Annotated in this window: 22 protein-coding genes and 1 pseudogene; 11 read left to right on the forward strand and 12 right to left on the reverse strand. The window is 66.0% G+C overall.

Features of this window, described 5'->3' with window-relative positions; all coding sequences use genetic code 11:
• Positions 1–57: 57 nt before the first annotated feature.
• The 6 genes and pseudogenes from ACYVI5_RS17040 (at position 58) to ACYVI5_RS17065 (ending at position 5,242) form a co-directional block, all read left to right on the forward strand.
• Complete coding sequence (locus tag ACYVI5_RS17040; RefSeq protein ID WP_460581583.1) at positions 58–480, forward strand: DUF3761 domain-containing protein; 423 nt, start codon at positions 58–60, stop codon at positions 478–480.
• 90 nt (positions 481–570) lie between these two features.
• A pseudogene (locus tag ACYVI5_RS17045) lies at positions 571–717 on the forward strand (DUF4236 domain-containing protein); the annotation flags it as partial.
• A 72-nt stretch (positions 718–789) separates the two neighbouring features.
• Complete coding sequence (locus ACYVI5_RS17050) at positions 790–1,638, forward strand: hypothetical protein (RefSeq protein WP_460581596.1); 849 nt, start codon at positions 790–792, stop codon at positions 1,636–1,638.
• A 128-nt stretch (positions 1,639–1,766) separates the two neighbouring features.
• Complete coding sequence (locus ACYVI5_RS17055) at positions 1,767–2,087, forward strand: nucleotide pyrophosphohydrolase (RefSeq protein ID WP_460581294.1); 321 nt, start codon at positions 1,767–1,769, stop codon at positions 2,085–2,087.
• A complete protein-coding gene (locus ACYVI5_RS17060; protein WP_460581295.1) occupies positions 2,056–3,807 on the forward strand; it encodes a DNA/RNA helicase domain-containing protein in 1,752 nt (583 codons plus the stop codon). Before ACYVI5_RS17055 ends, ACYVI5_RS17060 begins: the two co-directional genes overlap by 32 nt.
• Positions 3,808–3,934: 127 nt before the next feature.
• Positions 3,935–5,242 (forward strand): O-acetylhomoserine aminocarboxypropyltransferase/cysteine synthase family protein, encoded by a 1,308-nt coding sequence (locus ACYVI5_RS17065; protein ID WP_460581296.1) that lies wholly within the window; start codon positions 3,935–3,937, stop codon positions 5,240–5,242.
• 27 nt (positions 5,243–5,269) lie between these two features.
• Here the strand turns inward: ACYVI5_RS17065 and ACYVI5_RS17070 are convergent, their stop codons facing one another.
• The gene (locus tag ACYVI5_RS17070; protein WP_460581297.1) at positions 5,270–6,445 is read right to left on the reverse strand and encodes a MalY/PatB family protein; all 1,176 of its coding nucleotides are present in this window, start codon (positions 6,443–6,445) and stop codon (positions 5,270–5,272) included.
• A gap of 82 nt (positions 6,446–6,527) precedes the next feature.
• Positions 6,528–7,367, reverse strand: coding sequence for a helix-turn-helix transcriptional regulator (locus ACYVI5_RS17075; protein ID WP_460581298.1), 840 nt, complete (start codon positions 7,365–7,367; stop codon positions 6,528–6,530).
• Between the two features lie 168 nt (positions 7,368–7,535).
• On the opposite strand from ACYVI5_RS17075, the gene ACYVI5_RS17080 reads away from it, so the two are divergent.
• Complete coding sequence (locus ACYVI5_RS17080; protein WP_460581299.1) at positions 7,536–8,852, forward strand: MFS transporter; 1,317 nt, start codon at positions 7,536–7,538, stop codon at positions 8,850–8,852.
• A 186-nt stretch (positions 8,853–9,038) separates the two neighbouring features.
• Positions 9,039–10,256: an ROK family transcriptional regulator gene (locus tag ACYVI5_RS17085; protein ID WP_460581300.1), complete on the forward strand. Its 1,218-nt coding sequence runs from the start codon at positions 9,039–9,041 to the stop codon at positions 10,254–10,256.
• Positions 10,257–10,279: 23 nt separating this feature from the next.
• Here ACYVI5_RS17085 and ACYVI5_RS17090 read toward each other — a convergent pair whose 3' ends face one another.
• The 8 genes from ACYVI5_RS17090 to ACYVI5_RS17125 form a co-directional block, all read right to left on the reverse strand.
• On the reverse strand, positions 10,280–11,653 hold the full coding sequence (locus tag ACYVI5_RS17090; RefSeq protein WP_460581301.1) for a glycoside hydrolase family 1 protein: 1,374 nt from the start codon (positions 11,651–11,653) through the stop codon (positions 10,280–10,282).
• Complete coding sequence (locus ACYVI5_RS17095; RefSeq protein ID WP_460536627.1) at positions 11,650–12,039, reverse strand: tautomerase family protein; 390 nt, start codon at positions 12,037–12,039, stop codon at positions 11,650–11,652. The genes ACYVI5_RS17090 and ACYVI5_RS17095 overlap by 4 nt, the downstream gene beginning before the upstream one ends.
• 89 nt (positions 12,040–12,128) lie before the next feature.
• On the reverse strand, positions 12,129–13,106 hold the full coding sequence (locus ACYVI5_RS17100) for an aldo/keto reductase (protein ID WP_460581302.1): 978 nt from the start codon (positions 13,104–13,106) through the stop codon (positions 12,129–12,131).
• Positions 13,103–13,867 (reverse strand): VOC family protein, encoded by a 765-nt coding sequence (locus ACYVI5_RS17105; protein WP_460581303.1) that lies wholly within the window; start codon positions 13,865–13,867, stop codon positions 13,103–13,105. The genes ACYVI5_RS17100 and ACYVI5_RS17105 overlap by 4 nt, the downstream gene beginning before the upstream one ends.
• Before the next feature lie 67 nt (positions 13,868–13,934).
• Positions 13,935–14,822: a carbohydrate ABC transporter permease gene (locus ACYVI5_RS17110; protein ID WP_460581304.1), complete on the reverse strand. Its 888-nt coding sequence runs from the start codon at positions 14,820–14,822 to the stop codon at positions 13,935–13,937.
• Complete coding sequence (locus ACYVI5_RS17115) at positions 14,819–15,778, reverse strand: carbohydrate ABC transporter permease (RefSeq protein WP_460581305.1); 960 nt, start codon at positions 15,776–15,778, stop codon at positions 14,819–14,821. Before ACYVI5_RS17115 ends, ACYVI5_RS17110 begins: the two co-directional genes overlap by 4 nt.
• Positions 15,779–15,792: 14 nt before the next feature.
• Positions 15,793–17,118, reverse strand: a complete 1,326-nt coding sequence (locus ACYVI5_RS17120) for an ABC transporter substrate-binding protein (RefSeq protein WP_460581306.1) — start codon at positions 17,116–17,118, stop codon at positions 15,793–15,795.
• A gap of 234 nt (positions 17,119–17,352) precedes the next feature.
• Positions 17,353–18,135 carry a DNA alkylation repair protein gene (locus ACYVI5_RS17125; protein ID WP_460581307.1) on the reverse strand — a complete coding sequence of 261 codons (783 nt, stop codon included), beginning with the start codon at positions 18,133–18,135 and terminating at the stop codon, positions 17,353–17,355.
• A gap of 424 nt (positions 18,136–18,559) precedes the next feature.
• On the opposite strand from ACYVI5_RS17125, the gene ACYVI5_RS17130 reads away from it, so the two are divergent.
• The gene (locus ACYVI5_RS17130) at positions 18,560–19,195 is read left to right on the forward strand and encodes a TOPRIM nucleotidyl transferase/hydrolase domain-containing protein (protein ID WP_460581308.1); all 636 of its coding nucleotides are present in this window, start codon (positions 18,560–18,562) and stop codon (positions 19,193–19,195) included.
• Positions 19,196–19,400: 205 nt separating this feature from the next.
• Here the strand turns inward: ACYVI5_RS17130 and ACYVI5_RS17135 are convergent, their stop codons facing one another.
• Together ACYVI5_RS17135 and ACYVI5_RS17140 are read right to left on the reverse strand one after the other, a co-directional pair.
• Positions 19,401–20,279 carry a lysozyme family protein gene (locus ACYVI5_RS17135; protein ID WP_460581309.1) on the reverse strand — a complete coding sequence of 293 codons (879 nt, stop codon included), beginning with the start codon at positions 20,277–20,279 and terminating at the stop codon, positions 19,401–19,403.
• A 540-nt stretch (positions 20,280–20,819) separates the two neighbouring features.
• Positions 20,820–21,917 carry a calcium:cation antiporter gene (locus ACYVI5_RS17140; protein ID WP_460536714.1) on the reverse strand — a complete coding sequence of 366 codons (1,098 nt, stop codon included), beginning with the start codon at positions 21,915–21,917 and terminating at the stop codon, positions 20,820–20,822.
• Between the two features lie 227 nt (positions 21,918–22,144).
• Between ACYVI5_RS17140 and ACYVI5_RS17145 the strand changes: the two genes are divergently transcribed.
• A complete protein-coding gene (locus ACYVI5_RS17145) occupies positions 22,145–23,065 on the forward strand; it encodes a TolB family protein (protein ID WP_460581310.1) in 921 nt (306 codons plus the stop codon).
• 128 nt (positions 23,066–23,193) lie between these two features.
• Positions 23,194–24,612 (forward strand): DUF6421 family protein, encoded by a 1,419-nt coding sequence (locus tag ACYVI5_RS17150; RefSeq protein ID WP_460581311.1) that lies wholly within the window; start codon positions 23,194–23,196, stop codon positions 24,610–24,612.
• Positions 24,613–24,707 lie beyond the last annotated feature (95 nt).

A 24,707-nucleotide genomic window follows, 5' to 3' on the forward strand; every position in this document is an offset into this window, starting at 1 on the left:
GGTCTTCCCATATCGGACTCTCCGTTCAGGACTCAACTAACAGCCCTGCCACAAAGTCTGACGCGCGACAGCGAGACCCAAGCGGTCCCTTTCCAGTCGACCACCGTTGAAGACGCAACCCTGGCACAGGGCACGTCCTCAATTACCACTGCAGGGGTCAATGGGACTGAGACGAAGACCTACCTCGTCACGTACACCGACGGCGTAGAGACCGACCGGGTACTCCAAAGCGACGTTGTCACCACCCCGCCCGTGACGCAGGTGACCACCATTGGAACATACGTCGCCCCCGCTCCTGTGGCGCCGACGTGCACCAATGGAACGTACGTCAATAGTGCCGGAAACACAGTTTGCAGGCCGGAAGCCTCGGCGACAGCGCCCAGCGGTGCGACGGCCAAGTGCGTGGACGGTACCTACAGCTTCAGCCAGTCACGACGCGGGACCTGCTCGTCTCACGGCGGCGTTGCCGAATGGCTCTGAGCGGAGCAGCTCGGCGCCAGTGCGTCGTAGTGCACGCCACCGACTTGAGCCTCCTTTGCGTGTCACTACCAGGGCGAGCGAGGTGATCTGTTGGGCTTCTATGTCCGTAAAAGTCTCAAAGCGGGGCCTTTCCGATTCAATCTGAGCAAGTCCGGCGTGGGCGTAAGCGCTGGAGTGCCCGGGTTTCGCGCGGGTTCTGGTCCGCGTGGAAATTACGTCAACGTTGGCGCTCACGGGGTCTACTACCGCGCCAGTCTCGGCTCTAGGCCGACCGGAGCGCGTGCTCGTACAGGCGATCCACGAGCCGATATGCCACCCGTACTCGGCTCCGAGGTGCTGATGGAAGATGTGACAGGCGCAACGGTGCAGGATCTGGCACCCACCGCCTCCGACGACCTGGTTGAGCAGCTGCGGGAAGCATCGAGCCGGCGGCCTGTTGCGATTTGGGTTGCGCTAGCCGCTCTCGTCGGGGGTGCTCGCATCATGCCGTGGGGGTTCGCCCTCTGGGCGCTTGCCATTCCTGGCGTCTGGTGGTTGGCACTTCGCGACCGAGCTCGTCGATCAGTCGTCGTCTTCTATGACGTGAACGACACCGCAGCAGCCCAGTTCCAGGCCGTCGTGGACGCAAGCGCACAACTCAGCACTGCTGCCGGCAAGTGGAGGATCACGCAGTCCGGACAGGTACGGGCCGGCTACCAACACAAAGTCAACGCTGGCGCATCGTCTCTCGTGAGGCGCGAGCCAGTCGCGATCGGCTCGAAAGCCCCCAGCGAGCTCGTCACCAATGTGCAGGTACCAACGTGGACTGCAGGGCGAACAACCCTGCTCTTCCTACCGGACCGGATACTCGTGCGCGAGAACCGGAATTACGTCGACGTCGCCTACGATGAGCTCGAGGTCTCGGACACAACTACCCGCTTCATCGAATCGACCGGTCGCATACTGCAGGACACGAAGCAGGTTGGGACGACATGGCAATATGTCAACAAAGGCGGAGGACCGGACCGGCGTTTTGCGAACAACCCGGTACTCCCCATCGTCAATTACGGCGAAGTCGTCATTACAACTCCCGGCGGACTCCGTTGGCAACTTCAGACCTCACGATCGGAATCGGCGAGCTATACGGCGAGCGCACTGCGTTTTGCCGCGAACACCTAGGCGAACGCGAAACGGCTGTCGGCCCTACCTAGTCGGTACCGATGCGAGCCCCGCGAACCGCGCTCTTCATGACCGACACCTCTCGCTTTAGCGTCCTGTAGGGCCTCTACCGTTGCTACGGTGGCCAGGTGACTGATGGGTCTACGATCCGGGCCTTACGTGATTTCGTGCGTGAGCGTGAATGGGCACAATTCCACAGTGCGGAGAATCTGGCGAAGAGCGTAGCGATTGAAGCTGGCGAGCTTTTGGAGTGCTACCAATGGGATGGCGCCGCCGATGATGATCGCGCGCGCGACGAGCTAGCAGACGTGCTGACGTACTGCTTCTTCCTTGCCGACAAGCTCGGAGCGGACCCGGAAGACCTGATCCTGGAGAAGCTGGTACGCACAAGGTCGAAGTATCCGATTGAGAAGGCCCGTGGGCGCAGCACGAAATATGACCAGCTTTAGCATCGAGCGGCTGCCGTTCGATGACGTGTCGGTCAAAGCGCTCCCTGGACGAGGACCTCGCTTCATCAACTGGCCCGTCGTGTACATGCTCGATGACGATAAGGGGATCTACGTAGGCGAGTCCCTCAACGTAACCCAGCGGATGCGACAGCACCTGGACACTCCTTCGAAGAACCGCCTGCGCAGGCTCCGCGTCATCCTTGACGACGAGTTCAACAAATCTGCAGCCCTCGACCTCGAGTCCTACCTCATTGGTCTCCTCGCTGGAGACGGACGCTTCGAGGTCCTGAACGGAAATGCCGGCATTACCGACGCGGACTACTTCCGGCGCAGCGACTACCGCAAGACGTTCTCACAGATCTTCGACGAACTTCTCGCCGAAGGAGTGTTCACACGAAGCATTCGAGAAATCGAGAACCGGGACCTCTTCAAACTGTCGCCGTTCAAGGCACTGACTCGTGACCAAGCGATTGCGGTCGAGGATATCCTCGACGGATTGTTCCACGACCTGAGCGTCGGTGCGACAAGCACGATCGTCGTCCAGGGCGAGCCCGGTACCGGCAAGACCGTCCTCGGCATCTACTTGATCAAGCTGTTGATGGACATCAGATCTACCTTGCCCGAAGAACCGGTCGAGACGGATTCCATGTTCTCCGAGCTCTTCGTTCCCGAGAACGCGGAACTACTGGCCGACCTCAACGTGGGACTCGTGATCCCGCAGGGATCACTGCGACAATCCGTCGCCGACGTGTTCGCAAAGACTTCGGGCCTTACGAAGAAGATGGTTCTGAGCCCCTTCGAAGTGGGCTCGAGCGAGACACGGTTCCATCTGCTGATCGTCGACGAGACCCACCGGCTCACGCAGCGCGCAAACCAATCCGCAGGGCCGCTCAACAAGAAGTTCACCGAAATCAATCAACGCCTCTTTGGCGACAACGACCTCGGATTGACGCAGCTCGACTGGATCCGGAAACAAAGTGACCATCAGATTCTTCTGCTCGACGCCGCGCAGACGGTCAGGCCTGCGGATCTGCCACGGACACTGACCCGTCGTCTGGTCACCGATGCGCAAGAGCGACACCGTTGGTATCCCCTGACGTCACAAATGCGATTAAAGACCGGCGACGACTTCGTCTCCTACATTCGGGACATGCTGAGCGAGCATCCGCCGGCGCCAAAGAACTTCGAACCATACGATTTCAGGTTCTTTGATGACCTCGGTGCACTCGAATCCGCAATTCGGAGGCGCAACGCCGAGGAAGGATTGTCGCGCTTGGTTGCGGGTTATGCCTGGCCGTGGCGAAGCAAGAAGGATCCTTCAGCATTCGACATCGAGCTCGACGGCCTCAAGCTGCGCTGGAACAAGACAGTTCGCGACTGGATCAACTCGCCTACCTCCATCGACGAGGTTGGTTCGATCCACACCGTTCAGGGATACGACCTGAATTACTGCGGCGTCATCATTGGTGCCGACCTCCGCTACGACCCCGAAGCCAAACGACTGTACGCCGACCTGGCGAACTATCACGACGTCAAAGGTAAAGAGAACAACAAGGTGCTCGGGATCACCTACTCAGCGGACGACATCCTGAAGCTGATCGAGAACATCTATGCCGTCCTCCTCACGCGCGGAATCCACGGAACGTACGTCTACGTCGTCGACCCCGAGTTGCGCAAGTACATCCGTGAGTTTGTTCCCGCAGCTGCATGCCCGTCGTAGGAAGCAGTCGATGCCTTCGTGAGCGCGGTGTACTAACGCTCTCTCAACCGAATGAACCGGCCACAGCCACGTCACCTCCCGACACCCGATTCCCGCCGCGCAGCCTGCGCGTCCTACCGTTGTACGCATGCCCGAGCAGGAACGCCGCCCCGACTTCGAGACCCGCCAGATCCACGCCGGAGCGCTGATCGACGCCGAGGCCCACGCCCGGGTCACCCCGATCTACCAGACGGCCGGGTACCTGTTCGAGAGCTTCGACGACGGCGAAGACCTCTTCGCCGGACGGAGCACCCGCCGCGCCTACTCCCGCAACGACAACCCGACGAACGCGGTCGCCGGGCGACGCATCGCCGATCTCGAGGGCGGAGTCGACGGCATCCTCGTCGCCAGCGGGCAGGCCGCGATCGCCGCGGCGCTGTTCGCGCTCGCCCAGGCGGGCGATCACATCCTGGTCACGCAGTCGCTGTACGAGGGCACCCGCGAGATGTTCCGCGGAACGCTGAAGCGTCAGGGCCTCGACGTGGAATATGTGCCGGATGCCGCCGGCGACGAGGAGTGGGCATCCCGCTTCCGTCCGACCACGAAGGCGATCTACACCGAGACGCTGCCCAACCCGCTGAACCAGGTCACCGACATCGAGCGGCTCGCGCGCATCGCCCACGCCGGCGGGGTGCCCCTCGTCGTCGACAACACGGTGCCGACGCCGTATCTGGAGCGTCCGATCGAGCATGGGGCGGATGTCGTCATCCACTCCACCTCGAAGTGGCTGGCCGGGCACGGGTCGGTCATCGGCGGGGCGGTCGTCGACGGTGGCACGTTCGACTGGGCGGCGAACGCCGAGCGGTTCCCGCAACTGACCGAGGCGCCGCGCGAGGGCGTGCCGTCTTTCGTGGAGAAGTTCGGGGCATCCGCATTCGGAGCGTACCTGCGCAGCGTCATCGTGCTCGAGTACGGGCCCACCGTGCCGCCGACCAGCGCGTTCCTGCTCCTCGCCGGCATCGAGACGCTGTCGCTGCGCATGGAGCGGCACGTCGGCAACGCGCAGCGCGTCGCGGAGTGGCTCGAGGCGCGACCCGAGGTGAGCGTCGTGCACTACCCGGGGCTGGCATCCAGCCCCTATCACGAGCTCGCGCAGCACTACCTGCCGCTCGGGCCGGGCTCGATCGTGAGCATCGACCTTGCCGGCGGAAGGGATGCCGCCCGCCGCTTCATCGACGCCCTGCAGCTTGTGTCGCCCATGACGCACATCGGGGATGTGCGCACGCTGGCGATCCACCTCGGGTCGACGATCCACGGCAAGCTCACCGAGCAGGAGCGGCTGGATGCCGGTATCACGCCGGGGCTTATCCGGCTTTCCATCGGGCTGGAGAGCGCGCGTGACATCATCGACGACCTCGAGCGCGGGCTGGCGGCGGCTGGGTCTACCGCTGGTTGAGTCGACCGGCGGTGAGTGGAGCGGTACTCAACTCGCGGATGCAGCGACGCGTCGCGCGTCGACCACGCGGGCGATGCGGCGCACCGCCTCCACGATCGTGGACGGGTCGCACGCCACGTTCACCCGCACGAACCCGGCGCCTCCGGTGCCGAACGTCGGGCCAGAGTTGAACGCCACCCGCCCCTCCTCACGCAGCACAGCGGCCGGGTCGTCGCCGAGACCGGCGTCGCGCAGGTCCAGCCAGACCAGGTAACCGGCATCCGGGGTTACGAGTCGCGCCTCGGGCACGTGAACAGCGAGCTCGGCCGTGAAGAGTTCGATGTTGGAGACCACCTGGGCGATCGCCGCGTCGCGCCACTCGGTGTCGTCGAACGCCGCGATGCCCGCGTGCAGACCGAGGATGCTCGTGCGCGCCGCGGTCTCCTCCGGCAGCCGCTGCAGGAGGGCTGCCGTGCGGTCGTCGGCCGCGACGATCCACGCGCATTTGAGTGCGGCGAGATTCCACGCCTTGCTGGCGCTCGTGACGGTGGCGCTGCGTGCGCCCGCGGCAGCGGCGAGGGGCGCGAACGGCGTGAACGAGGCATCCGTGTGCGCGAACGGCGCGTGCACCTCGTCACTAAGGATGGGCACGTCGTAGCGAGCAGCGAGCTCGGCGAGCGCCTGCAGCGACTGACGGCTGTGACATCGACCTGTCGGGTTCTGCGGGTTGCAGAGCAGCATCGCGTCGGCGCCATCCGCGAAGGCGCGCTCCAGGGCGGAAAGGTCGAGTGCCCATCCGGATGCCTCGTCCAGCGGCACCTCGACGACCGCCCCGTTCGCCTCGCCCACCATCTCGTAGAACGGCGCGTACACCGGCGGCGTCAGCACGACGCGGGCGCCGACCGGAGGCACGAGCAGCCGAAGCGTCTCCACGATGCCGACCGTGACATCCGTTGCCAGGTGCACGGTGTCTGGATCGACGGTCCAGCCCCAGGAGCGTTCCGCGAACGAAGCGAAGGCAGGCGCGAGCGGACCCGGCCCATCCAGGTAACCCGTATCCCCGGCTGCGAGCGCGCGGGAGACGGCATCCACCACCGCTTTCGACGGCTCGAAGTCCATCTCGGCCACGAACAGCGGGAGCACGTCGGGCGCGTAGCGGCGCCACTTGATGCTGCGGCGCTCGGCGCGCAGCCGTTCGATCGGACGGGTGGCCAGGTGGTTCACTTCGACGGCGCTTTCGGTGGAGAGGCGTACCCATCGAATGTATTCGGGCGACGGATGCCTGTGACAGTTGCACGACGCCGCGTTACGTCGCCGTTGCCAGCAGTTTCTCCCGCGCCGCATCGTCGGGCGCGGTGTAGACCACAACGACCAGGCCCGGCGTTGCCGGCGACTCGAACGCGTCGTAGTCCAGCTCGAGGTCGCCGACCACCGGGTGGTGGAACGGCTGGCGCCCGCTGCGGTACGAGCGCACGTCGTGGCGCCGCCAGTGCGCGCGGAACTCCTCGCTGCGCTCGTTCAGCTCGTCGACGAGTGCCGAAAGCTGGGCGTCGGACCGAGCCCGGCTCTGCAGCGCCCGTAGGGTGCCCGCAGCGTCGAGCCCGATCGCATCCCAATCGCGATAGAAGTCGTGCGACGCCGGATCGAGGAACACGAACCGGGCGAGGTTGCGTCGGTTGTCGTCCCGCCGCAGGAGCGGCTCGTAGAGCGATGCACCGAGCCGGTTGATCGCGAGCACGTCGAGCCGCTCGTTGCGCACGAACGCGGCGGCCTCGGTGAGGGCATCGAGCGCGTGATGGATGCTCGCGGGCACCTCATCGGGAATGGCGACCTCAGTGCGATAGCGCGCGGATGCCGCCTCCTCGATCAGCACGGTGAAGTGGTCGCGTTCGACCTGGTCCAGTTGCAGCGCGGTGGCGATGCCGTTCAGCACGGCGGGCGAGAGTGCGCCGACCTGGCCGCGTTCCAGGCGCGTGTAGTACTCAGTGCTGATGCCCGCGAGCAGCGCTACCTCCTCGCGGCGCAGACCGGAGACGCGCCGCCGCGTGCCCCAGTTCGGCAGCCCGGACGCCTCCGGCGAGACCCTCGCGCGACGCGACGTCAGGAACTCGCGCAGGTCGCGCTGCGGACCGCCGCCATCGCTCACGAGTCCACGGTAACCGGCGGAACGGCGAACAGCGCCCTCCCAGTGCTCCTATAGGCGCGGTCTGTATGGGCGTTCGGAGCGCTGGTTTCGTGGGGAGCGATGAGTACCTCGAACACGAGAGCAACAGATCGACGGATGCCCGGGCATCCTCGCCCGCAGACTGGCACGGTGTCGACAGTGGTCGCCGCCGTGCTGGGGTTCTTCGTGATCACGCTCGACGCGACGATCGTCAACGTCGCCCTGCCGTCGATCCGGGCGGAGCTCGGCGGCGGCATCGCCGGCCTGCAGTGGGTCGTGGACGGCTACACCCTGATGTTCGCCGCACTGCTGCTCTCCACCGGATCGCTGACCGACCGGATCGGTGCGGGGCGCGCCTTCGGCGTCGGCGTCGCGTTGTTCGCGGTCGCCTCGATCGCGTGCGGAGCCGCGCCGAACCTTGGGGTGCTGATCGTCGCGCGCTTCGTGCAGGGCATCGGCGCGGCCGTTGTGATGCCGTCGTCGATGGCGCTGATCCGGCACGCGTTCGACGATGCCCGAACTCGTGCCCGCGCGGTGGCGGTATGGGCGACTGGCGGAGCGGTCGCTGCCGCGGCGGGACCTCTGCTGGGCGGCCTGCTCAGCCTGGCCAGCTGGCGGTGGATCTTCCTCGTCAACGTCCCCGTCGCCGTGCTGACCCTGGTGCTGTTTCGCCGGGGGCCGGCCGGTCCTCGTCACCGGGTGCCGTACGACTGGGCGGGCCAGATCGCGGCGATCCTCGCGATGGGCGGCATCACATTCGGTGCCATCGAGGCGGGCACCTTGGGATTCCTTGCGCCGGGCGTGCTGATCGCGTTCGCGGTGGGCATCCTGTCCGCTGTGGCGTTCGCGGTCATACAGGCGCGAGGCAGGCATCCGATGGTGCCGCTCGACCTGTTCCGCTCCCGCGCGCTCGACAGCGCCGTCGTGATCGGGTTCGGGTTCATGGTCGGGTTCTACGGACTGCCGTTCCTCTTCAGCCTGTACCTGCAGACGCATCGCGGCCTCTCACCCCTCGCGACCGGCATCGTCTTCCTCCCCATGCTCGCCCTGCCGATCGCGCTGACGCCGTTCATGGCGCACATCACCGATCGCGTCGGCCCGCGACTCCCGGTCGTCACCGGCCTCGCGCTGATGGCAGCGGCATCCGTCGCGCTGGCGCTGCTGCCAGCGGATGCCCCGACGTGGGCACTGGCGCTACTGCTCGTACCCGTCGGTCTGGGCGGTCCGCTGATCATGCCGCCCACCACTGCCGTACTGCTGGAGTCCGCACCGCCGCAGCAGGCAGGGACGGTCTCCGGCGTCTTCAACACGAGTCGCCAGGTCGGCGGCGCGCTCGCGGTCGCGGTCTTCGGCGCGCTGACAGCCGTGAGCGGCGGGTTCTACCGCGGGCAGCAGATCAGCCTGGTCGTCACGGCCGTGGTCGCGGTGCTCGCTGGATGCGCCGCCTTCGGGCTGCGGCGGCGGTAGGGCAGCGGTAGCGGGCTGTCACACGCTTTGTACGTAATGGCGAGATCGACATCGTGTATCCGGATGAGCTCCCCGATCCGGGCGCGGCCGGCTGAGTACCCCACGCCACGGAATAGCTGCGTCGGATCGAATCCGGACGACGAATATACTTCGTTAAGGTAAGTAATTCATCGTGGATGGGGACAGATGCCTCGCCGACTCAAGGGTGCTTCATCCGCCGACACCCGCAGCGCCATTCTGGACCTCATCCGATCGAGCGGCCGCGTGAGCCGCATCGAGCTTTCCGAGCGTTCCGGACTCACCGAGGCGACGATCTCGAAGATCGTGCGCACCCTCATCGACGGCGGCCTCGTCGTCGAGGCGGGTTTCGCGGAGTCCACCGGCGGAAAGCGACCTGTCCTGCTCGAGCTCAACGCATCATCCCGCTATGCACTGGGCGTTTCTCTCGACTACGCCCGCATCTCCATCGTGCTGTGCGACATCAACGGCGCAGCCTTGCACAGCCACTCACTCGCAGGCACCGGACGCAGCAAGCCGCAGACGGTGATCGAACGAGTCGCACGAGAGATCGCGAAGTTCCTCGATAAGCACGGAATAGCACGCGACGACGTCATCGGAATCGGCGTCTCCGGCGCCGGCCGCCAAGATGCCTCCGGCGGCGTCCTCCGCTCTTCTCGCCAGACCGGCGAGTGGGAGCAGTTCGCCATCGAGGCTGCGCTGAACGAGGCCAGCGGAATGCCCGTGATCCTCGAGAACGACGCGAACTGCGCTGCCTTGGGAGAGTTCTGGTCGGGTCGGGTGTCGACCGCCCACGACTTCGCAACCATCTATATGGCAACCGGCATCGGGTGCGGGATCGTGATCAACGGCGACGTCTATCGCGGCGCATCCTCGAACGCCGGGGAGATCGGGCACCTCTCGATCGACATCGATGGGCCGGAGTGCTTCTGCGGATCCCGCGGATGCCTTGAGGTCATGGCCACCCCGGCCGCTGTTGTTCGCAACGCCAGGGAGAATCGCGGGCTGTGGGAGCGTCTCGATCTTCGAGATCGGGAGGGCGAGGATGTGCGTGCTTCCTTCGGCACCATCGCCGCTGCTGCGATGGCGGGAGACGTCGATGCCGAGACCCTCGTTCGGCAGGCGGCGAGGCACCTCGGCACAGGGGTGCTCGGGCTCGCGAACATCTTCGACCTGGACCGGGTGTCTCTCGCCGGCCCTGGGTTCGCTGTGGCCGGACCGATCTACCTTCAGGTGGTCCGCGAGGTGCTCGATCGGCTCGCATTCATGCGCAAGGTGCATCCCGTGACGGTGGAGATGGGCGAGACCGGGCCGGGCGCGGCGGCGCGAGGGGCTGCATCCGTCGTGCTACACAGCCACCTCACGCCACACCACCTTCGCGCCTGAGCAGCTGACTCGAGCGCCTGAGCTCACGCAGCAGCCCGGTCGGCGCCCGCGAGGAACTCGCGTAACCAGCGACCGCTGGTCTTGACGGTTCGCCGCTGCGTGTCGTAGTCGACGTGGACGAGTCCGAAACGCCGCGAGAGCCCCCACGCCCATTCCCAGTTGTCCATCAGCGACCAGCAGAAGTAGCCGCGCAGAGGCAGGCGCCGACGCAATGCCTCAGCGCAGGCATCCACGTGCAGTCGAAGATATTCCGTGCGCTCCGGGTCGTCGACCGAACCGTCCGGCGCCACGGTGTCGGCGTAGGCGGAGCCGTTCTCGGTGACGAAGAGCGGCAGGTCCGGCGCATAGGCGTTCGCCTGCTCCAGCACGTCGAGCAGTCCATCGGGATGGATCTCCCAGCCCATCTGGGTTCGCGGCGCACCTGTGTCGACGAACCGCACGAACTCGCTGCCCGGGTTCGCGCTCGCGCCTACGGCGGCGTCGCCGGCGAACGCGGTGTGACGGCTGTAGTAGTTGATTCCGAGAAAATCGATCGGCGCCGCGATCGTCTCGGCGTCTGCTGCCGGCCTGCTCTCGAACCAGCTCCTCTCGCGCAGATCGTCGAGAACATCGGCCGGATAGCGGCCTGCGAGCACCGGCTCCAGAAAGAGCCGGTTCTGCAGACCATCGATGCGACGTGCCGCGTCGACGTCGACGTCCCGCTTGGAAGCAGGGCGGACCGAATAGAGGTTGAGCGTGATGCCGACGGATGCATCGGGGCTCACCTCCCTGATTGCGGCGACCGCCTTGCCGTGCCCGAGGAGCAGATGGTGCACGGCGTGCGCCGCGGCCGAGCCCACCCGTTTTCCTGGGGCGTGTACACCGGAGGCGTAGCCGAGGAATGCTGAGCACCACGGTTCGTTGAGCGTGATCCAGTCGTGCACGAGGTCGCCAAGCTCGCGGACCGCAATACGGGCGTAGCGGGCGAAGGCCTCTGCGGTCTCGGGGACCAGCCAGCCTCCGGCATCCTCCAGCTCCTGGGGCAGGTCCCAGTGGTACAGCGTGGCGTACGGACGGATGCCGCGTTCGAGCAGGGCACTCGCCAGGGTCCGATAGAACGCGACTCCTTTCTGGTTTACCGCGTCTCCGCCGTTCGGGAGCAACCGCGACCACGAGATCGAGAACCGGTAGGAGTTGACGCCCATCGCGGCCATCACGTCGACATCCTCGAGAAACCGGTGATAGTGGTCGTCGGCGACGTCTCCCGTGGTGCCGTCGGCGATCGCGCCAGGCACACACGCGAACGTGTCCCAGATGCTGGGCGTGCGTCCGCCCTCACCCGCGGCGCCCTCGACCTGGTACGCGGCGGTCGCGGTTCCCCACGCGAAGTCCGCCGGAAAATCGGCGCGGCTGCTCATGCCGTCGCCTCGGCCGGCACGGGCGTCCAGTCCTTCGATGGCGCGAACCAGTCGGACCCGGCGTTCTCCGTGAGAGCGATCAAGATGTTGTCCGGCTTGACCCCAGCTTCGACCAGGTTGCCCACGACGGCGTCGTACATGCGCTGCTTGTCGTCGGGCTGGTAGATGTTCGCGAGCAGGATCTGGATATAGAGGATGTCTGTGCGCGCGGCATCCGGGAACGTCGTCGTGAACACGAGTTCGCCGGCTTGATGCAGTCGGAAGATCTGGAACAGGTCATCGGCCGGCATGGGCAGGCCGTTCACGAGGCCGTCGTGCACCGCGGCGCTGATCGCTTTCTGCTTGTCGGCGAGGCTCGCGTGCATGTCGATACGGACGAGTGGCATGGGTGTCTCCTTCATGGGCGGTTCTACGGACAGATCGGTGTACAGGACGCGCGACGCCCGGCGCGTGAGTCGACGAGCGTCGCGTGGGGTCAGGATTCGGCGTCGAGCCAGTTCTCGGGGGATGGGCGCAAGGCGTCGATCTCGTCCCAGAACTCATCGGAAAGCTCGACACGCGTCGCCGCAAGGATCGAGTCGATCCGTTCCGGCTTGCTGAAGCCGACGACCGTCGTCGTCACGAGCGGGTCGCGCAACGACGACTGCAGCGCGACCGTCGCGAGGTCCGTCCCGTTCGTTCGGGCAAGAGCATCCATCCGAGCGATGGCTGCGAGCGTCGCCGGTCGCGCCGGCCGGTACCCGTAAGACGTCAGTCTGCGCTCGGGGGCGGCGAGGATGCCGCCTCCATAGATCGCCGCATTGACGACGGCAACGCCCCGCGCCTTGGCGTCTTCGATGAGGTCCTTCGCGCTGTGGTCGACGAGCGTCCACCTGTTGTGCACGAGCAGCACCTCGAACACATCGAGCGCAAGGTACCTCGCCATCTGGTGCACGTCTCCGCCCGCGAGTCCGATGTGCCCGACGATGCCCTCGTCCCGTAGGCGCACCAGCGTGTCGACCGCGCCACCGGGTGCGGTCATGGTCTCGAAGTCGTGGAACTCCGGATCGTGCAGGTGAACGAGCGGCAGTGGCTCGATGCCCAACCGCGCACTGCTCTCGGCGACGGATGCCCGCACTCGCGCACCGGAGTACTCACCGTCGCGTGCATCGACCTTCGTGATGACGAGGGAATTGCGCGGGAGTCCGCCATGCTGCTGGATGTACTCGGCGATGCCGAGGCCGATCCGGCGTTCGCTGTTGCCGCCCGAGTAGCCGTTCGAGGTGTCGATCGTGCGGATCGGGCTGTCGAGGATGTCGCGCACGAGCCCGACCGCGTCCGCTTCGGCAACCTCGTAGCCGAAGTTTTCGGGCATGCTGCCGAGTGGGCCGCCTCCCGCCGTGACAGCGGAGACCGTCAGACCGGTGGCTCCGAGCGGCCGCATCCAGTCCGGATCGTCCGGCGCCGTCGTCATTCGCTCACCGCGTAGGTGAATCCGTCCGGGTCGGCGTAGACGACGGCGTCGGCGGCTTCGCCTACCACCGCGTCCCCCACCGCGGATCCCTGCAGGCGAGCCGCCACGTACCCTGGCGCTTCGAGCTGCGGCCGGCGCCCTTGCTTCTCCGTCTGATAGGTGAAGACCTCGAGCACCGTGTCCCCGCCTTTGAGGTAGTCGATGCGGAATCCACGCGGATCGTGTGGCTGAAGGATGGTGCCGTGATGCTTGAAGCCGAACGGCCGGTAGCGCTCCCTCGTGGCGTCGAAGTCCTCCACCGTGACGGCGATGTGATCGAAACGCGGCCGCTCCGGCACTCCTAGCGCGTACTCGGCACTGACCAGATCCTCGTCGACCACCGTGTTGTACTTCAGATCACGCTCCACGAACTCGAGCAGCGTGCCATCGGGGTCGAAGAAGAACGTGATCCGCACATCGCCTTCGGCTTCGAGCGGTTCGAGGTGGAAGGGCACGCCAGCCGCATGCAATCTTTCGGCGAGAGCATCCAGACCGCTGACCTTGAAGCCGACATGACGGAAACCGCGCTGGAGGTCATCCGCCGTCCAGGTCGACTCCACCTTCTCAGCCGGTCGCACGAGCTCGATGGTCGCCGTGACCACATCGAGCACCGCGCGATCATCGCTCACCTCGCCCACGGGTACCGCGCCGATGAAGTCGCGGTAGAAGGCGACGGAGCGGGCGACGTCGGCGACGTTGAGCTGGATGTTCTGAATGGGCATGTTTCTTCTCCAGGGCGGGGTGATGGGCGGCGCACAGACACGATGCGCCGCGCTGGTGGTACCGGCGTCAGTTCTTGACGGCTCCGAGTGTCATTCCCGCGACGAACTGGCGCTGCATCCAGACGTAGACGAGCACGACGGGGACTATGGACATGGTCAGACCGGCACAGAGCGTCGGCCAGTCGGTCTGGTATTGGCCGACAAGGCCGAACAGCACGGGTTGCAGTGGCAGTTCTTCTGTGTTCTGCAGCACGGTATTTGCGTAGATGAACTCGTTCCAGGTCTGCAGGAACTGGAAGATGATCACCGTGGCGAGTCCCGGCCGGGCCAGCGGGAGAACGATGCGCCAGAAGATCTGGAACTCACCCGCACCGTCGATGCGGGCGGCTTGCACGAGCTCGTCGGGCAGGGTCTCGAAGAAGGCTCTCATCAAGAACATGGAGAACGGCGCCGAACTCGAGACGTAAAGCACGAGCAGCCCCACCTGGGTGTTCAGCAGCCCGAAGCTCTTCAGCTGCAGATAGAGCGGAATGATCAGCGACGTGGACGGCATCATGAGCGTGGCGAGCAGCATCACGTAGATGACGTTCTTGAAGGGGAAACGCAGCTTGGCGAACGCGTATCCGGCGAGCGATGCGAAGACGACGACGCCGAGCACGGTCGCCAGGGTGATCCAAAGGCTGTTGGCGAAGTGCAGCCCGAAATCCGTCGAGCTCCACGCCTTCGCATAGGCGTCAAGCGAGACCGAGGTCGGCCAGATGCTCCCGCCGAACACCGTGTTCGCCGGTCTGATGGAAGTGAGTACCAGCCAGATCAGAGGGAAGATCGTGAAGGCGGCCACGGCCAGAAGAATGAACGCGACGAACGACCGACCCACGGGGAATCGCCTGCGGCGGGCCGCCTTGGCGTCCACCGCGGAGGAGGCGGGCTCGGCACGGCTCAGGAGGGCGGTCATCGGCTCGCCCTTCTCGAGAGCACGATCTGCACGAGCACGGCGACACCGCAGAGGAGCATGACGATCACGCTGAATGCGCTGCCGTAGCCGAGCTGCGGAATCGATCCGGCTGTCGAGCCGAACGCGAGGCTGTACAGGTAGGTGCCGAAGACCTCTGAGGCGTGGTTGGGACCGCCCGCCGTCATCACGTAGATGAGATCGAACACCTTGAACCCGTTCATGAGGTTCAGGCTGATGACGATCGCCGTGACGACACGAAGACTCGGCATCGTGACGTACCAGAACTGCTGAAGCCGATTCGCCCCGTCGACCTGCACAGCCTCGTAATACGTAGGATCGACGCCCTGGATGCCCGCGAAGAAGATCAGCATGTTCATCCCGACAGCGCCCCACAACGACACGACGATGATCGAGGGCAGCACCACTGCAGGGTCGGAGAGCCAGTGCTGCTGCAAGGCTCCGAGTCCGATCGCCTTCAGCAAGTTGTTCAGCGTTCCGAGATTCGGGTCGTAGATCAGCTTCCACAGCACGCCGGAGACGACGAACGAGATGATGCCCGGAATGAAGAGGATCGTACGAACGACCACACTCAGACCGCGCCAGACGTTGGAGAGCAGCACGGCGATGATCAGCGGGATGACCGTCTGAAGCACCGTCGTGATGATCGCGAAGAGCAGGGTATTACCGAACGCCGTCGCCGCGACGGGATCGCTGAACATCCGCGTGTAGTTGTCGAGCCCGATGACATTCGGGGCACCGAACCCGCTCCACCTGGTGAAGCTGAGGTAGATCGCGAAGACGATCGGCCAGCCCACGAAGAGCACGAAAAGCACGGTGATCGGAACGATGAAGCCGTAGCCGGCGAGTCGCTCGGAACGCTGCAGCTTCCAGAGCCGCGCACCGGAGCGCGGCGCCTGCCGTATCCCGGCGCGCAGCGTCGATGAGGAGGTGCTCATGAAGGCGTCCTCACTCAGCCTCTGGCGTTCTCGACGGCTGATTGCATCTGCTTCGCCACCTCGGCCGGCGTGGCCGTCTGGTCGAAGATCTTCTGCAACGGGTCGCCTGCCGCCGACGATCCGGAACCGAATGGGATGTGTGGGCATCCATCGGTCAGCCATCCCGCCATCTGTTTCACATGCGGTTCGGTGATCTGCTCGACCGCAGCCTGCGTAGAAGGCATCGCATTGGACGTGTTCATGAGGTTCGAGTAGACGCCCTCCGAGTACAGGTACTTGAGGAACGTGAGCGCCGCATCCTTGTTCTTACTCGTCTCCGAGACCGCCAGACCTGCTCCAGCCTGGTCAGCCGTCCAGTGCCTGGCGCCGCTCTTGATCGCCGGCGTCTTCATGATCTTGTAGCGCTTGACGAAGTCGGGCGACGCATTCGTGATCAGCCCAGACGGCGTCCACGATCCAGCGAAGAACATGGCGGCGCCACCGGTGTAGAACAGCTGCTGCGATTGGTCGCCGGAGGTTCCCGTGGTGCCGGGCTGGAACACCTTGCCCTTGACGATCTTGTCGTTGAGCTCGAGCGCCTGGACGACCGGCTTGCTGGTGTAGCTGTACCCCTTCTCGAGCTGATCGAGCTTGAGGTACCAGGTGGGATCATCGGTCACCTGCGTGATGAGCGGAAGGAAGAAGTCGAGGGCGCTCGTGCCAGGATTGCAGCTGATCGAGACGGCCGACTTTCCGATCGCGTTGATCTTGGCCGCGGCGTCGATCAGGTCGTCCCAGGTTTCGGGCTCGCCATCGACACCTGCCTTGGCGAGAAGATCCGGGTCGTAGAAGATGCCGAACGTCTGAGCCTCGAAGCCCACGGCGTACTGCTTCCCGCCCTTCGTGTACTCATCGTTCGTGGATTTGAAGAATCCCTTGAGGAAGTCGGATCCGAGGTCCTTTTTGAGATCGGCCGAGATCCCCTGCTCGCCGTAGGTGATGGCCCGCACGTGCGGAGCGAAGATCTCGGGAACATCGCCGCCCGACACAGCCGCGGTGAGCGCCGGCAGGTATTGATCGGGCGTTCCGAAGATACGGTTCTCGATCTTGATGTTCGGATGCTTCGACTCGAAGTCGGAGATCACCTTGGGAAGCGTGTCCTTGATCTCCGTGTACCACGTCCACATGCGCACCGTGGCCTTTCCGCCGGACGACGATCCGCCGCCCGTGGAACACGCGGCCAACAGACTCGATAGTCCGATGGCTGCCGCTCCGGCACCGGTTGCCTTCAGGAGGCCGCGCCGGGTGATGGGGGTCCCCGCCGCACTGGCGAAGAAGGATGACCCGCGATTGCTTGGCATTCTCTACTACTCCTCGTTGAGTCGGCGTCGCCGCGACTGTCGGCGCTGTCGAGTGGGTGCTCGGTGTGCGGAACTCGCCCGACCCTCCGGTAGGAGCGACCGCTGTAACTTTCTATCTCAAGGTAAGGAAGTTTGTCAATGAGTAATGAGGGCTGCAACCGGGGCGACAATGGCGCACCGCCCCGTCGAAGGTGTCGAAGGATGCGGCCACGGTGGACGCCCAGGAGCGCTGGCTCAGCGGATGCGCGCCGCCCGGTACGCCGCACGCTCGTCCGCGCCGAGGTGCTCCGTCGCGTACGACAACATCACGGCCGGCATCCGGTGGGCGTTCTCGTCGAGAAAGCCGATGAGCAGCCCGCGGTCGACGCGTTTGCCGACCTCGCGGAGCATCCAACCGACCGCCTTCTGCGTCAGATCGCGGCGGTCGCCGGTGTCGAGCACCATGGATGCCAGTTCGAGCGTGGTCGAGGCATCGCCGCGTTTGATGAACGCGAAGGTCGACAGCATCGCGACGCGGCGCCACCACAGGTCGTCGGAGTCGGCGAGTTCGAACAGGATGAACCGCGGCCGGTCGAGGAGGTACTCGCCGAGCACGTACTCGGCGGAGGCGTCGACGAGGTCCCAGTTGTTCACGCGTCCTGCCCGCACAGCGTTCAGGTAGAACGCTGTGAGGCGCTCTCGTTGGTCGTCGTCGCGGGTGCGGGATGCCGATGCCCGGGCGAACAGCGCATTCAGTGCCACGAGAGCCGCAAGCCGGTGCTCGTGCACGTGGCTCCCGAGTAGTTCCGCGATGCTTTCGAGCGACAGAGGCCCGAGCCGTTTCACGACCGCGCGCGCCGCCGGCACGCGCACACCGATGAAGACGTCGCCCTCGCCGTATTCGCCCGGTCCGGTCTTGAAGAAGCGCTGCAGGAACACGGCGTCGTCGGCATCCGCCGCCTTCGCGAGCGCCGCGATGACATCTGCCGCCGGACTGCCGCTCGTGCCGGAGTTCGCTCTGGCTGATCCTGCGCCCACCCCTGCAGTCTGCACGACAACGGTGCGCTCGATGTCGGTGCGAGTCAAGGCGAGCTGTGGCCGGCGTGCGCACTATGGCGCAGAGCTCCGCACTCGGACCCACAGACTGCGTCACAGAACCTGCGGCTCACGGGCCGCGGATCCCGCTGGGTCTGCGACACACGTTCCCGGCATGTCGCAGAAGTTGCGGGTTGGGGGCCAGGAGGCCACATCTAGTGAGACATGAACCATGCACCCGGACCGGCCCGCCGTCATGCCGCCGGTCGGCCCGCCTCCATGCCGCCGGTCGGCCCGCCTACTTGCCGCCGGTCGGCCCGCCTACTTGCCGCCGGTCGGCCCGCCTACTTGCCGCCCGCCGGCACGCCGCCGCACGCCGGCCCGCTTATGCTGACGGCGTGCCGAGCGGTCGAAAGTTCACGAGGTCATGACCCGTGCGCCCGTGCCCGGATCCCGCGGCGTCTCCGCGCGGTACGAGAGCGGTCCGGATGCCACCGCCCGCGCCACGGCCGCGGCGCTCGCGAGGGTCGGCGGTGCGGCATCACTGGTCCTCGTCGAAGGCATCAGTGATCAGATCGCGGTGGAGACGGCTGCTGCAGGAACCGGCAGGGACCTTCGCGCCGAAGGCGTTGTCGTCGTTCCGATCGGCGGAGCTCACGCGGCAGCACGGGTTCTCGCCGGACTCCACACCAAGCGCAGCGACGTGCCGATCGCCGCGCTGTGCGACGCGCCTGAGGCCGAGGTGCTCCGTCGCGGAGCGATCGACACGGGCGTCGACCTGCGACTCTTCGTGTGCGTCGAGGACCTCGAGGACGAACTTATTCGTGCCGTCGGCGCATCAGAGGCGGAGCGCGTGCTCGAAACCGAAGGCGACCTGGCCCGTTTCCGCACGTTGCAGGCTCAGCCGGCGTGGCGCGGGCATCCGCTCGAGGCGCAACTGCGGCGCTTCCTCGGCAGCGGCGCCAGGCGCAAACTGCGCTACGCCGAGGCGCTCACCGCGACCGCCGTCGCGAACGGATGCCTGCCCGCACCGCTCGCCGCGCTGCTCGCCGTGACCCATTGAGCCGCGTCCTGCGACGCTTCGAGTGCTCGCAGCATGCGGGGACCACGCGGGCTACACGCGGGCCCCGTCTCACTGACAGAAAGTGCTCTTAGCGCCGAAACGAATCACATTCTTTGTCAGTGAGACGAGATCTCGATGCCAACGAGCGGCTGCAGCTCTGGCAGAACAGGAGCGGCCGTGCCTCAGGGCGAAGCGGCCAGAAGGATCAGTACCAGCCCGAGGACTGCGAGTGACCCCACGCGGCACACGGCGTGCCGTAGGAGTTGGAGATGTAGCTGAGACCCCACGCGATCTGCGTTGCGGCGTTCGTCGCCCAGTCGCTGCCGAAGGCGGCCATCTTCGAGCCGGGAAGGGCCTGCGGGATGCCCGTGGCGCCGCTCCCGGAGTTGTAGGCCTGGTAGTTCCAGCCGGACTCGCGGTTCCACAGGCTGTTCAGGCACTGGAACTGGTCGCTGCCCCAGCCGTACTTGCTGGACATCATCGACTGCGCGACGGCGCGGGCGCCATCCGGCGTGTTGGCCTGCGCGAGCGCCTGGGCGGCGGCCTGCGCCTCAGCGGCAGCCTTGGCTGCTGCTTCCGCTGCCGCCTGCTGCGCCGCTGCGACCGCGGCGTCGTGTGCCTGGGCGGCCACGGCGGCCTTCTCGACAGCGTCGTTCGCGGCGACGGTCAGCTTGTGCAGAGTGCCGGCATCCGACGAGTAGTTGTTCTTCAGCGCAGCGATCGCGCTGTTCAGCTCGGTCGTGTCAGCACGACCCTGCACCTGTTCCGCCGTGATCTGCGCGACGGCGAGTGCATCGAACGAGTCCTGCGCGGCCTTGTGCTGAATGGCCATCGCCGCGATCGGCGAGCCCTTCTGCACTTCGGATGCCGCGCCGGTCGTCTGCTTGGCCGGCTCGGCGTAGGCGTTCTGCATGACCACCGGAGTGACGACGGCTCCCACGGCGACGATGGCCGCCGAGGTGACGAGCAGTGCTCGCTTGTGCTGCGCGATCGCGCTGGCACGGCGGTGACGGGCGGACTTGCCGAGGAGGGGGCGGAGGGTGTTTCGGAGGCTTTCGGGGGCAATACGCGTGAGGAAGGTCAAAGGGTTCCAATGATCGGGGCTTCCCCGCGTCGTCCACCCGGGTGCGCGCACGCGTCATCCGGGCAACGGATGCCTGACACACGCACTCGCGCGCGCCTCAGCATCCGGGCGGGTCGGGCTCACCCCTTGCTGCACGCCCGGTTCGTGAGAACCCGGGCGCACCTCGCGTCATGCCGGCACACCGCCGTGTGGGGGCACGACGGTGGCCTGGCGCGCGGAACGCGCACCGGCAAGACGCCCCTCAGACGCAGCAGGCGGCGTCCGTCGGGTCGGGGCGTTCGTCAGAACGGCATCCCACCCAAGGGGGTTTTGTCGGGGCGCAATGCCGAAAAATCCGACGACTCCGACACGGTACTCAGTAGCACTGGACGGGCTGTGCACAGAGCATCCGAGAGCCCTGGGAGCGGTTTTCCCCCGGAATTACGCGGATCTCGCGTCGTGGATCACGATGTCACCGAAATTGCAAGTCGGTTCATCCGCAGATGCCGCTCGCTTGACAGGTTCTACGCGCTCCAGGGCCGGCAGCGGGCCCGCTGCTCCCTACGGCGAAACCGATAGGAACAGGAACGCCGCGAAGATCACTAAGTGCACGCCGCCCTGCAGCTTCGTCGCACGGCCGGGGACGACGGTGAGGATGCTCACCACGATCGAGAGCAGCAGCAGCACGATCTGCGTGTCGCCGAGTCCGAGCACGAGTTGCCCGGGCATCCAGATGGATGCCACGGCGACCGCCGGAATCGTCAGCCCGATGCTCGCCATGGCCGACCCGAGGCCGAGGTTGAGGCTGGTCTGGATGTGATTGCGCCGCGCAGCACGTACCGCTGAGATGCCCTCCGGCAGAAGGATGACCAGCGCGATGATCACGCCGACCACAGACTCTGGAAGCCCGAGCGCCACCACACCGCCCTCGATCGACGGAGACTCGAGCTTGGCCAGGCCGACCACGGAGACGAGCGCGACAAGCAGCAGCACGAGGCTGATCAGCGCCGCGCCGAGGGTGGGCGGCTCGCCGTGATCCTCCTCGTCGTCATCCTCGCCGATCACGCCGCCCGACTCGCTCACCGGCAGGAAGATGCGCCGGTGCGAGATCGTCTGCGTGATGACGAACAGCACGTACAGCGCCAGCGACGCGATCGCGGCGAACGTGAGCTGCGTCGGCGAGAACCGCGGGCCGGATGCCTCGGTGAAGTCCGGCAGCACGAGGCACAGCACCGCGAGCGTCGACACCGTGGCGAGCGCAGCGCCCGACCCTTCCGAGTTGAAGCGCACCGTGCCGAACTTGAGTGCGCCGACCAGGATCGCAAGGCCGACGATCCCGGTGGTCGTGATCATGAACGCCGAGAACACGGTGTCGCGGGCGAGCGTCGCCGCGTGCTCGTCGCCTCCGGCCGAGAGCGACACGATGAGGCCGACCTCGATGATGGTCACGGCGACCGCGAGAATGAGCGACCCGAACGGCTCGCCGACTCGGTGCGCGATCACCTCGGCGTGATGCACGGCCACCAGGATGGCACCGATGAGGATGACCGCGAGCAGGATGGCGAGCCCGATTCCCGGCTTCGTGCCCCACGCCAGCACAAGCGCGATCGCGGCGATCACGGGCACGCCGACGGGCGTCCACCTGCGGATCACGCCCATCACCGTCACGTACCCATCTTGTCAGCCGCTTGTGCCGACGCCGGGCGGCTGCGCCGTCCGGCGAACGCTGCAGTCCTCCCCGTTCAAGTCGCAAAGTCTGCCGTTATGAGGCCGCGATAGCGGCAGACTTTGCGACTTGAACGGGAGGTGGGCGGGCGGCCGAGGGAGACAGGGTGCGGCTACCTTTGGTTGAGCGGGCCCGGTGAACCGAACGGAAGCGAGACGATATGGCAACGCGCGCGTGGCGCACCCTGGAACCCGGTCAGATCTCGAGGCTCGTCGTCGTCGACATCGCGACCGGCGAACGTCGCACCGTGCATGAGAGCGCCGACACGGTCTTCGAGGCGCCCAACTGGACGGTCTCGCCGTATTGGGGCGACGAGGAGTGGCTGGTCTTCAACCAGGACGGCCTGATCCACCGCATCCCCGTCACGGGCGGCGACGTCGAGTTCGTGCCCACCGGCGACATCGACAGCTCGAACAACGATCACGTCGTCTCGCCCGACGGCCGCTACCTCTACATCTCGGCGGAGGACAAGCACATTCACCAGGTCTCGCTCGCCGACGGCGCGACCCGCCGCGTGACGCGCGAGCACGCGCATCCGTTCAACCACTACCTCCACGGCATCTCGCCCGACGGCCGAACCCTCTCCTACATCGGACTCGAACCGCTGGGCCCCAATCCAGGCCCGGGCACCCCGGCTCGCACCAACGTCTTCACGATCGGCATCGATGGAGCGGATGACACGCAGCTCACGCACTCCGATGCCCCGCACGACGGCGCCGAGTTCGACCCGACCGGCGAGTGGATCTATTTCAACTCGGAGCGCGAGTCGCAGGATGCCGGCCATGCGCAGCTGTTCCGCTGCAAGCCGGACGGGTCGGCCATCGAGCAGCTTACGTTCGACGAACGGGTGAACTGGTTCCCGCACGTCGCGCCTGGAGGCCGGAACCTCGTATACGTGAGCTACCCGTCGGGGGTGGTCGGGCATCCGGCGAACGAGCGGGTGCGCATCCGTCGCATCGATCCCGACGGCGGGGAACCGGTCGACGTCGTCGACCTCTTCGGCGGTCAGGGCACCATGAACGTCGCGAGCTGGTCGCCCGACGGCGCGCGCTTCGCGTACGTGGAGTACCCGATCGACTGAACGCAACGTCGTTGCGTGCTTTCGCTCAGAGACGCAACTCTGAACGCCAACTCGGCAAACTCATCCTCGAACCTCGTCGTTACGCTCGAAGGAGACGCAAGAGAATTCACGTTCGAGGAGGTCTCGTCATGTCCATCGTTCTTCCCACGGGAGCCGACGAGGCCACGGATGCCGCACGCCTGGCGACCATCGCTGCCGACCCGGCGTGGCTGGAACTGAAGAGCGCGGCCACGAGCATCCAGGCCGACCAGGTCAAGGACGGCTCGATTCCGGATGCCGACCGTCACGCGGATGCGCGCGCTCACGTCGCCACCATCGTGGACTCGATCCGCGACCTGGCACCCCTGTTCCCGCACGATGCCGACTATCTCGCCGCCTTGCAGGCCGACTTCGAGCGCTGGGTGGACGGCGGATTCGGCGTGCCCGACTTCTACGACTCGCTGGTCGCCTTCCAGCCGCAGCAGCACCGCATAGACGGCCTCCGGCACCTCGTGGTGTTCCCGATGTACACGCAGAACGGGTCGCCGGACCGCCACGTCGAGGCCCTGATCGTCGAGACGATCTGGCCCGAGTTCGTCGCGGAGCTCGAGCGCACCGACTACGGCAACAAGCTGTTCGTCTCGCTGCGGCTGATCGACTTCACGCCGGGCTATGACACGAACTCCGCCGTGCTGTTCCCCGAGACCGTGGCGATGCGCGAGTTGCCCACCTTCACCTGGGGCGCGATCTTCCAGGACCGCGAAGCCGCTCGCTACCGCGTGGTCGTGCGGGCGGCATCCGACATCACGAAGCTCGACCTGCCCGAGCCGGCCGCGCGTCTGCTCGACGACCAGTCGCTCATCGAGGAGACGTTCGTGATGTGGGACATCATCCACGACCGCACCCACATGCGCGGCGACCTTCCGTTCGACCCGTTCATGATCAAGCAGCGCATGCCGTACTTCCTGTACTCACTCGAGGAGCTGCGCTGCGACCTCACCGCATACCGCGAGGCGTACCGGCTCGAGAAGACGCTCGGCGCCATGCCGCGCGAGGAACTCACGGATGACCAGCGCAGCATCCTGGAGCACGCCTCCCTCGTGCGCTACGCCATCCTGTTCGACCGCATCTTCCGGTTCCCGATCACGGGCAGCCGGGTGCGCAACTACGACGGGCTCGGCGGGCAGCTGCTGTTCGCGTGGCTGCACCAGCACCACGTGCTCGACTGGACCGACACGCAGCTCTCCATCGACTGGGATGCCGTCGGTGACGCGGTCGTCTCGCTCAGCGACACCATCAACGAGCTGTACTGGCGCTCGATCGACCGCCCGAAGACGGCGCACTGGCTGGCCGCCTACGAGCTGGTGAGCGGCGTGCTCGCGCCGAACCCGGCATCCGTGTGGGCGAAGGGCCTGCCGGAGGAGGTTCTCGCCGGCGCGCCGAAGGGGTACACGGATGCCGTGCTCGACGACGAGTTCCCGCTCTCGATGTTCTACGAGGCGCTGAACAAGAAGATGGGCGACACCATCGAGTCGACGAAGGGCATCACGGGCACGTCGCTGGGCTGATCACGGCATCCCGGCCGCGAGAGTTCGTCTCGGCCGCCACCGTGGTGTCGTACGTGCGTTCTAACGTTCCGGTCATCAAAGTTCCGTCACCAGGG

The sequence above is a fragment of the Humibacter ginsengisoli genome (assembly GCF_054780095.1).

Coding starts and splice junctions, on each gene's coding strand:
- ACYVI5_RS17050 (WP_460581596.1), top strand. CDS start 790: ATGCCACCCGTACTCGGCTCCGAGGTGCTGATGGAAGATGTGACAGGC.
- ACYVI5_RS17065 (WP_460581296.1), top strand. CDS start 3,935: ATGCCCGAGCAGGAACGCCGCCCCGACTTCGAGACCCGCCAGATCCAC.
- ACYVI5_RS17085 (WP_460581300.1), top strand. CDS start 9,039: ATGCCTCGCCGACTCAAGGGTGCTTCATCCGCCGACACCCGCAGCGCC.
- ACYVI5_RS17090 (WP_460581301.1), bottom strand. CDS start 11,653: ATGAGCAGCCGCGCCGATTTTCCGGCGGACTTCGCGTGGGGAACCGCG.
- ACYVI5_RS17095 (WP_460536627.1), bottom strand. CDS start 12,039: ATGCCACTCGTCCGTATCGACATGCACGCGAGCCTCGCCGACAAGCAG.
- ACYVI5_RS17100 (WP_460581302.1), bottom strand. CDS start 13,106: ATGACGACGGCGCCGGACGATCCGGACTGGATGCGGCCGCTCGGAGCC.
- ACYVI5_RS17105 (WP_460581303.1), bottom strand. CDS start 13,867: ATGCCCATTCAGAACATCCAGCTCAACGTCGCCGACGTCGCCCGCTCC.
- ACYVI5_RS17110 (WP_460581304.1), bottom strand. CDS start 14,822: ATGACCGCCCTCCTGAGCCGTGCCGAGCCCGCCTCCTCCGCGGTGGAC.
- ACYVI5_RS17115 (WP_460581305.1), bottom strand. CDS start 15,778: ATGAGCACCTCCTCATCGACGCTGCGCGCCGGGATACGGCAGGCGCCG.
- ACYVI5_RS17120 (WP_460581306.1), bottom strand. CDS start 17,118: ATGCCAAGCAATCGCGGGTCATCCTTCTTCGCCAGTGCGGCGGGGACC.
- ACYVI5_RS17130 (WP_460581308.1), top strand. CDS start 18,560: ATGACCCGTGCGCCCGTGCCCGGATCCCGCGGCGTCTCCGCGCGGTAC.
- ACYVI5_RS17140 (WP_460536714.1), bottom strand. CDS start 21,917: ATGGGCGTGATCCGCAGGTGGACGCCCGTCGGCGTGCCCGTGATCGCC.
- ACYVI5_RS17145 (WP_460581310.1), top strand. CDS start 22,145: ATGGCAACGCGCGCGTGGCGCACCCTGGAACCCGGTCAGATCTCGAGG.
- ACYVI5_RS17150 (WP_460581311.1), top strand. CDS start 23,194: ATGTCCATCGTTCTTCCCACGGGAGCCGACGAGGCCACGGATGCCGCA.